Source organism: Ellagibacter isourolithinifaciens, from assembly GCF_008831035.1.
Classification (GTDB): domain Bacteria; phylum Actinomycetota; class Coriobacteriia; order Coriobacteriales; family Eggerthellaceae; genus Ellagibacter; species Ellagibacter isourolithinifaciens.
Map to the genome: position 1 here is coordinate 21,609 of NZ_WAJR01000029.1, position 8,634 is coordinate 30,242.

Consider the following 8,634-nt stretch of genomic DNA (forward strand, 5'->3'; position numbering starts at 1 on the left):
CAAGATCAGGCGCTACTTCTGCTCGCGCGGCGTCTCGTACAGGGCCGCATACAGCTCTTCGTATGCGTCATCCCAGTTGTCATTGGGCTTGTAGAGGAACAGCTTGGGGTTGAGCGTGATGACGCGGCCCTCCTTGACGGCAGTCAGCTCCTTCCAAGCCGGGTTGGCCGTGGTCTGGTCCTTGAGCGCCTTTTGCGCAGCCTCGCTCGAGTCGCCCATGGGCAGCAGGAAGATGAAGTCGGGGTCGGCCTTGACCAGGGACTCCAGGCTGTAGTCGGACAGCAGGCTCTTGTCGGCGTCGGTGATGTTGCTCGCGCCCAGCTCGGCGAGCATGGTGCCCGTCTGCGTCGAGGACGCCTGAACGCGCGTGCCGCCGGAGTATGTGGTCAGCACCGCGACGCTGCCCGCGCTCTTGCCTTCGGCCTTCTTTTTGATGGCGTCGACGTCCTCGGCAACTTCCGTGCCGTTGTCCTTGTACGCCTCGGCATCGCCGGTGATGTCGCAGCAGGTCTTGAGCATGCGCAGGTAGTCGTCGAAGGTGGTAACGTTGAAGTACGCCACGGGGATGCCCGCTGCCTGCAGTGCGTCCTTGAGGTCGGTCTGGGCGACGCCGCCGCCGCGGCCGGAGCTTGCGCCGGTCAAGATCACGAAGTCCGGGTTGAGCGCGATGATGGACTCCGCATTGAGGGAGGAGAAGTCGCCGATCTTCTCCGCCTTTGACTCGATGTGGTAATCGGAAAACGCGTCGCTGGACGCGCCGACGAGGGTGCCGCCCGCCAGCTCCCAGATGTTCGCGAAGCTGCCCATGCCCGCGACGACGCGCTCATGCGTGCTCACGGTCACCTGGTTGCCCAAATCGTCCGTAAAGGTACAGCCGGCCTGCTGGCTCGTCGCGCCCTGCTGTGCGCCGTCGTTGCCGGAGTTGCTACCAGAGCAGCCGATCATCGCGCTGCCGCTTGCCGCCAGCGCCAGAGCGCACGCACACGCGCATGCCTTCGTTACAATCCTCTTCATGTGGTTCTCCTCATCTGATGTGGGCGGCCGATCATGCGGCCGTCGCATCCGTCGCATTTGCTGTCAGCCCCTGCCCCTGCCCCTGTCATCGCAGCGGCAGGGGCAGGGGACGGCCGTCGGGCTCTCGCCTAGGCGCCCTTGCAGCCGAGTTTCTGCCCGTAGGCGCAGTAGTCGTCCTGGGCCATGTAGTCGCCGTCGTGGTAGTACGCCGCGCGCGCCCTGCAGCCGCCGCAATGCTCCTTGTGGTCGCACTCGCCGCAGTTGCCGCCGTAAGCCTGCGTGCGCAGGCGCTCGAACACGGGGCTCGTCGCCCAGATCTCGTCGAAGGGCTGCTCGCGCACGTCGCCGGCGTCCTCGGTCATGTACGCGCACGGGCGCACGATGCCCTCGCTGCCGACGACGCAGTAGGTGAGGCCGGCCAGGCAGCCGCGCGTGTAGCGGGTGGGGATGCCGAGCTGGTCGGCGACGCGCGTGAACTGCGGCGCGCAGGTGGGCTTGACGTCGATGTTGACCTCTGCGGCCTTGCGCATGATGTCTTGGAGCAGCGCCTCGTTCTCCAGCACCTTGAGGCTCGTCTCCTCGATGTACTTGCCGCGCCCCACGGGGATGAGGAAGAAGATCGAGTGGTTGACCGCGCCGATGCTCTGCGCGAAGTCCGTGATGTCGCAGACCTCGTCGCGGTTCCAGTCGACCACGGTGGTATGGATCTGGAAGTCGAGGCCCGCGCGCTTGCATGCCTCGATGCCCGCGAGGGTGTCGGCGTGGGCGCCTGCGACGCCGCGGAAGGCGTCATGCTTTGCCGCGTCGAGGCTGTCGATGCTGATGCCCATGGAGCACGCGCCGGCTTCCTTGAGCTTTCGCGCGACCTCGTCGGTGATCAGCGTGCCGTTGCTGCCGAACACGGGGCGCAGGCCTTGAGCTGCAGCGTGCGCCACGAGCTCGAAGATATCGTCGCGCATAAGGGGCTCGCCGCCGCTGAAGATCATGATCTTGAAGCCGGCGCGCGCGATCTGCTCGATCATCGCCTTGCCCTCGGCCGTCGTCAGCTCGCGACTGTCACACTCCGCCGCGTCCTGGTAGCAGTGCTCGCACTTGAGGTTGCACCTGTTGGTTGTCATCCACGATACGATCATCGTCTCTCCTCTCTCGTAACCGATTGAGGATGCTAACGGGCGACGTTGCGTCATGGGCAAGCGCTGCGCGAGAAAAAGTTGGCGAGTGACGGGATTTGTCGATTAAAGCGTTGAGCTGGGCGAATGGCAGGCGATGCAAAGCAACACCCGGCCCAAGTGGGACGGGTGCCGGCACGGGATGGCTGTGGTTGTTACGGCTTGGCGCCCCTAACCGCGCAGCGCCTCGAGCGCGTCTTTGAGGAAGCTGAGCGTCCTACGCTGGATGCCCGCGTAGAAGTCGCGGTCGTACTGCTTGGGGCCTTGCGCGCGCTGGTTGGCGAGGCGCTTGAGGCCGGCGAGCGCGCCGGACATGCCGCCGAGGCGCTCGAAGCGCAAGGCGAGCTCCCGGCCGCGCTCGTCGCCGGGCTGCACGCCGTCGTGCATGGCCTCGATGGTGTCGCCCATGAGCTGGTGCCAGCGGCTGACCTCTTCGTGGGTGAGCTCCGGGACGCTGCTCTCGTCGCAGCCCTCGCCATTGATGGCCAGCCACAGCACGTCCTCGCGGTTCTGCATATCGCTGATGGCCTGGGCAAAGTCGCTCCAGCGCACGTGCTCGCTTGCAGCGAGCTGCTCTCGGAGGCTGTTGACGGTGCTGATGTTGCGCAGGACCTCGACGCTCTCGCGCTCGAGCTCGTGCATGCGGTGCTCGAGCGCACCGGAGAGCTCTTGGCGGTCGTCGAGCGCCTCCGCCTCCCTGATCTGCGCGAGCGAGAAGCCGAGGTACTTGAGGGTGAGGATGCGATAGAGGCGCTCCTCGTCGTCGCGGGAGTACAGGCGCTGGTTCTGCTCGCTTTTGGAGCTGGGGTGGAGCAGGCCCTTTTGGTCGTAGTACTGGATGGTGCGCACGGTCACGCCCACGCGGCGGGCGAGCTCGCCAACTGTCATCAGGTCGTCTTCATTTGCAGGCATGCCGCGTCCTTCTTGCACGTGTGATCATCGGATAATCCAACATCCTATTATCGCGCGTGACGCTACGTCACCGTCAAGCGCGCGGGCGGTGATTGCCGCCGCCTTGCTGTAATCAGATGGTGCCGACTTCGCCGGCGGGGGCAGGGGCGTCTGCCGGATGTGCCGTTTGGGCGGAGGCGTCCGAAAGCGCCTTGTCCTCGGAGGAGGGCTTCCTTTCAGCAGAAGCAGCAGTCGCGTTGCGCTTCGACCCTCGCGAGGAATTGCCTGCCGCGGCGCGGCTTTCCGCCGTGCGGCCGAGCACCGCCGCGCGGTCGCGAGCGGCGGCATCCGCGCGGTAAGCTTCCCAACCCCGCTCGCTCGGATGATAGAAGCAGCCGCGCTCCAAGCCATCGGGAAGGTAGCGCTGCTCGACCCATCCTTCGGGGTAGTCGTGGGGATATTTGTAGGTTCCGTAGTTTTCGGATCCTGGGCGATGCCTATCGCGCAGGTAGTCGGGCACCTTGCGCGCAGGCCCATGCCGCACCTCGGCGAGCGCCGCATCGATTCCCGCCTCCGCGGCGTTGCTTTTCGGAGCGAGCGCTAGGTATATCGCCGCCTGTGCCAGGTTGATGCGGCATTCCGGGTAGCCGATGACCTCGGCGGACTTGAACGCGGCTTCTGCTATGAGGAACGCTTGCGGGTCGGCGTTGCCCACGTCCTCCGACGCTTGAATCATCATGCGGCGCGCAATGAACTTCGGGTCTTCCCCACCGTCGATCATGCGCGCGAGCCAATAGAGCGCAGCATCAGGGTCGCTCCCGCGCATCGATTTAATGAACGCGGAGATGACGTCGTAGTGCATGTCTTTGTTCTTGTCATAGGCGAGCGCGCGATGAGGCGTTGCGCGGCGCACGATATCGACGCTGATGAGAGCGGGCTTTTTGGGAGTGCCGGGCGCCACCATCTGCGAGGCGAGCTCGAGCGTGGTAAGCGAGGCGCGCCCGTCGCCCCCAGCAAGCAGCACGATTGCGGAAAGGGCGTCGTCGGCAAGCGCATAGCGCCCGGCAAGCCCGCGCTCGTCGGCCAGCGCACGACGAACGAGCTGCGCGATTTCCCCATCGGTGAGCGAGTGAAGCTCAACCACGCGAGAACGGCTGATGAGTGCTGAGTTCACTTCGAAGAACGGGTTCTCCGTGGTGGCTCCCACCAGCACGAGCACGCGGTTCTCCACCGCATGGAGCAGCGCGTCTTGCTGGCTGCGGTTGAAGCGATGGATCTCGTCGACGAACAGGATGGTTCGAAGGCCCTGCATCGTCAGGCGCTTTTCCGCGGCGCTGATCTCGCGGCGCAGGTCGGACACGGTGCCGCCGATGGCGGAGACCTCCACAAAGGTGGCTTTCGTGTGTTCGGCGATGACGTGCGCGAGCGAGGTCTTCCCCGTGCCCGCGGGCCCAAAGAGGATGACCGAGCTTAAGCTGTCTCCCTCGATAGCGCTGCGCAACCAGCTGCCGGGACCGACCGCGTCGATCTGCCCCACGACCTCGTCGAGCGTGCGCGGGCGCATGCGCACCGCAAGAGGCGCCACTTCCGCGCGACGCTCGTTTTCCATTGCTGTGAATAAGGTTTCCATGGCGCGTATCATACCATGCGAACGTTTGTTTGCCCAGAGGCGAAGGAGGAGAAAAGAAATGGCCCGCCAGAAAGGGAGGTCCGGCGGGCCCAAGGAGGGGATTAGACGGTCGGGGTTAGGACCGCCTGCTGCTTTCGAAAGAAGGCAACTGCAGGATTCTCGAAGGAAGGGGGAGCCTTCTCACCTGCTACTTGCAGTATAACAACCACCCTTGAATCCCTTATGTTCGACACGTGGGCATCTTATGAATCAACCAGGGCTTTTGTTACGAGTTCGTTTCTTTTAGCGACTCTGGTGCCAGCGCGGCGCGCGGGGGTCTGCGTGGCTTCGTTTCGCAGCCGTGACCATCGGACAAGCGCCAGGCGCACGGAGGGTCCTAGCACGCATACGCCGCCTTCGCCGCCTGACGAGCAAGCCCAGAGCGCGGGCCCCCGCTCGCGAAACTCCTCGTTGGGAAACAATCTGAGGTGATAGAATGCTGGTACTTGCTTATCGAAAGGAAAACCATGGCAGAAAAGAGCGGTTGCACCCAAATCATCATTATCGCCCTCGGAATCTGTCTCGGCCTCACGCTGTTCGGTCTCTGTGGCTAGGCAGCTCCGATTCATGATAAGGCGTCTTGGGCCAGCACTGTTCTCGTGGAGCAATCTGGTCCCTTTGCTTGCCACCCTCGTTTACCTCATCAACAGGTTCGCCTTCTCGCTGGATTGCGTTCTGCCGTACGAATTCGCCAACTATCACCTCGCCGACCTTTGCGGCGGCATCGTTTTCCCCGCTTACGTAAATGTCTTGACCAGGGTTGTTTCAGGCAGAGAGATAATTTGCGGCCTGGGGTCTTCCCTCCTTCTTTCGGCATTGTGCACAGTATGTTGGGAAGTCTTGGCTTCGTGCGTCCTGCATTTCGGCACCGCCGACCCCATCGACGCCCTCATGTACTTCCTCGGCGGGCTTGTCTATCTCGCTTTCTACAAGATTCTCCCGAGGGAGGGGAAGGCGGCCTAGCCGCGAACGCCTGCGATCCTGCCAGCCGGCGCGAATCCCACCATGCCAGCCACAAACCTTGCGCGACTTCTCAATGCGTGGTATAAAATTATTGGTGGCTAAAAGCTACCTCCAAGTGCCGGGGGAGTCCCCCGGCTATTTTTTTCAAAGCTGTAGGAGGCCCAGTGGCCAAGGAGCTCAGCATCTTTGTTGACGAGAGCGGTGACCGAGGCGGGAGGGCACGCTACTACCTACTCACTCTCGTTTTCCACGACCAAGCGAAGAGCATCGCCGACGCGGTCACGAGCTACGAAGCGAAGCTTGCAAGAGCCGATCTTCCCAACATCCCATTCCATTCCGAGCCCCTCATAAACGGCCACAAGGATTATGCCAACCTTGACATGTCGCAGCGCAAAGCCATGCTCGCCTTCTTCTCGTCGTTCGTTCGCAAACTGCCCATCCTCTACACGACGTTCGTCTACCGCCGAAGCGAATTCGCCGACCTTGGCAAGCTCACGGAGCGCATGAGACGCGATATCTCGGAAGTCCTGCTCAACCATCTGGGCTTCTTCCAGTCGTTCGACGACGTGAAGGTCTATTACGACAACGGCCAGGACATCGTGAAGCAGGCGCTCGACCGTTCCGTAAGTCAAATCCTCTCCAAAGGCGTGGTGCAGCGGCGCAAGACATCGATGACCGACTACCGACTCGAGCAGGTCGCCGATTACCTCTGCACAATAGAGCTGGCTCTAGTCAAGTATGAGGGCAAGGAGGGCAGCGAAACATACAACAAGTTCTTCGGCGGCATAGGCCCTTTCAAAAAGAACTGGCTCAAGCAAGCCCGCAGCAAGCGGATGCGGCAAACCAGCTAGTCGCCGCCTCAGCCAGGCGATAGCTTGGTCCCCTTCGCTTAAATCTCGGAACATCCGGAAAAACTTGATTACCAGTCAGATTGACGCTGCTCCAAAACCTTCCGCGCGCCTCGTTGCGCGCCTTGCATGTTTGATTACCAGTCAGATTGACACTGCTCCAAAACGATTCGGTGGTTGTACTTGCCAGCGTTAAGTTTGATTACCAGTCAGATTGACACTGCTCCAAAACTGATTCCGTCGCTATATACACCGTCAAATGTTTGATTACCAGTCAGATTGACACTGCTCCAAAACCGTATGGGTAGAATGATCCGCCATTGATTGGTTTGATTACCAGTCAGATTGACACTGCTCCAAAACGAGCACGCCGCGCATGACTGTGAAAACATGTTTGATTACCAGTCAGATTGACACTGCTCCAAAACGGACGATCTGTTTTTCGTTTTCCTCGATACGTTTGATTACCAGTCAGATTGACACTGCTCCAAAACTGCAAGGTGCATGGCGGCACATATTATTTCGTTTGATTACCAGTCAGATTGACACTGCTCCAAAACTCGGCGTTGAACTTTCGAGAATAAAAGCCGGTTTGATTACCAGTCAGATTGACACTGCTCCAAAACTCGGCTAGAAACCGACGTCGCGACCGCGTGGTTTGATTACCAGTCAGATTGACACTGCTCCAAAACTCTTGATTGCAATGACGGCGTGCAGGACGGGTTTGATTACCAGTCAGATTGACACTGCTCCAAAACAATGGCCGCGACCACTATAACGCGTTCTTCGTTTGATTACCAGTCAGATTGACACTGCTCCAAAACTACAAAACCATTTCGCGCGATCGCGAGAAGTTTGATTACCAGTCAGATTGACACTGCTCCAAAACTACATGAGTCCTGACTCACCTTGCAACCCCGTTTGATTACCAGTCAGATTGACACTGCTCCAAAACACAGCGGTACACGACTACGTTATAATAAAGGTTTGATTACCAGTCAGATTGACACTGCTCCAAAACTGAAAGTCACGGGAACCGTAAGGGTCTGCAGTTTGATTACCAGTCAGATTGACACTGCTCCAAAACGTCGATTCTATCACGCTCAAACTTGAAGAGTTTGATTACCAGTCAGATTGACACTGCTCCAAAACAAGGTGTCGGCGTTGCCGCCCGCGACGGCGGTTTGATTACCAGTCAGATTGACACTGCTCCAAAACAGGGATATATCCGTCTCGCCGCGTTCCCAGTTTGATTACCAGTCAGATTGACACTGCTCCAAAACTATAATCGAAACTGTTAGAATTCTTCGCCGGTTTGATTACCAGTCAGATTGACACTGCTCCAAAACCAGAACGGGAGTGCCACTACTCAAATACGAGTTTGATTACCAGTCAGATTGACACTGCTCCAAAACCCCTCGCTGCAAGATCTTCTGCGCAAGCTTGTTTGATTACCAGTCAGATTGACACTGCTCCAAAACTCGGCAGGCTTCCCCCGGTAGGGGATGCGGGTTTGATTACCAGTCAGATTGACACTGCTCCAAAACAATAAAATCGTTAAACTGTGTTGCGGAAAAGTTTGATTACCAGTCAGATTGACACTGCTCCAAAACACGATACTCGAAGCCGAGTAGAGCAGGCGTGTTTGATTACCAGTCAGATTGACACTGCTCCAAAACTTGCCCCTTTCTCTCGGTAACGAAAAAGCCGTTTGATTACCAGTCAGATTGACACTGCTCCAAAACAATGCGGGCGGCGGGACGGGTACCGAGGTTGTTTGATTACCAGTCAGATTGACACTGCTCCAAAACCATTGGAACAAATTCCCCCACTGCGGAGGGGACGGACAACCTGACCAGACAAGTCTCAATGCTCAAGAAAATGCAGGTCAACAATCATTTTTCGTTCATAATCATATACGTTTCCATCGCGTTTGTTCTCCAGAAGCAAAACCTGAGTAGTAAGCCCTCTTGGTACTGACAGTCAGCAAATTCCGGTACTGCGAATCAACCAATTGCGGTACCGCCATAGAATCCGTCGCAAGCATCCAATCCGGGATGCGATAGACGGAAAGGAATCA

The 8,634-nt window shown here is 59.1% G+C and carries 6 protein-coding genes and 1 CRISPR repeat array; of the genes, 2 read left to right on the forward strand and 4 right to left on the reverse strand.

Going from position 1 to position 8,634, the window contains the following annotated elements:
* Window positions 1-12: 12 nt before the first annotated feature.
* From F8C90_RS09295 to F8C90_RS09310, 4 genes are all read right to left on the reverse strand, one after another.
* Window positions 13-1,014, reverse strand: a complete 1,002-nt coding sequence (locus F8C90_RS09295) for an ABC transporter substrate-binding protein (RefSeq protein ID WP_158050237.1) — start codon at window positions 1,012-1,014, stop codon at window positions 13-15.
* A gap of 128 nt (window positions 1,015-1,142) precedes the next feature.
* Window positions 1,143-2,147, reverse strand: coding sequence for a putative heme d1 biosynthesis radical SAM protein NirJ2 (nirJ2, locus tag F8C90_RS09300; protein WP_158050238.1), 1,005 nt, complete (start codon window positions 2,145-2,147; stop codon window positions 1,143-1,145).
* A gap of 207 nt (window positions 2,148-2,354) precedes the next feature.
* Window positions 2,355-3,095, reverse strand: a complete 741-nt coding sequence (locus F8C90_RS09305; protein WP_158050239.1) for a MerR family transcriptional regulator — start codon at window positions 3,093-3,095, stop codon at window positions 2,355-2,357.
* Window positions 3,096-3,207: 112 nt separating this feature from the next.
* Window positions 3,208-4,704 carry a replication-associated recombination protein A gene (locus F8C90_RS09310; RefSeq protein WP_170264615.1) on the reverse strand — a complete coding sequence of 499 codons (1,497 nt, stop codon included), beginning with the start codon at window positions 4,702-4,704 and terminating at the stop codon, window positions 3,208-3,210.
* 585 nt (window positions 4,705-5,289) lie between these two features.
* Here F8C90_RS09310 and F8C90_RS09315 point away from each other — a divergent pair.
* Together F8C90_RS09315 and F8C90_RS09320 are read left to right on the forward strand one after the other, a co-directional pair.
* Entirely contained in the window at window positions 5,290-5,706 is a 417-nt protein-coding gene (locus F8C90_RS09315) for a hypothetical protein (RefSeq protein ID WP_158050240.1), read from the forward strand.
* Between the two features lie 164 nt (window positions 5,707-5,870).
* Window positions 5,871-6,557 carry a DUF3800 domain-containing protein gene (locus F8C90_RS09320; protein ID WP_170264616.1) on the forward strand — a complete coding sequence of 229 codons (687 nt, stop codon included), beginning with the start codon at window positions 5,871-5,873 and terminating at the stop codon, window positions 6,555-6,557.
* A 62-nt stretch (window positions 6,558-6,619) separates the two neighbouring features.
* A CRISPR array of direct repeats spans window positions 6,620-8,365; the repeat unit is 36 nt; unit sequence GTTTGATTACCAGTCAGATTGACACTGCTCCAAAAC.
* The last annotated feature ends 269 nt before the right edge of the window (window positions 8,366-8,634 follow it).

Bases quoted from the DNA above. Each gene is read 5' to 3' on its own strand.
- F8C90_RS09295 (WP_158050237.1), bottom strand. From the start codon at position 1,014: ATGAAGAGGATTGTAACGAAGGCATGCGCGTGTGCGTGCGCTCTGGCG.
- nirJ2 (WP_158050238.1), bottom strand. From the start codon at position 2,147: ATGATCGTATCGTGGATGACAACCAACAGGTGCAACCTCAAGTGCGAG.
- F8C90_RS09305 (WP_158050239.1), bottom strand. From the start codon at position 3,095: ATGCCTGCAAATGAAGACGACCTGATGACAGTTGGCGAGCTCGCCCGC.
- F8C90_RS09310 (WP_170264615.1), bottom strand. From the start codon at position 4,704: ATGGAAACCTTATTCACAGCAATGGAAAACGAGCGTCGCGCGGAAGTG.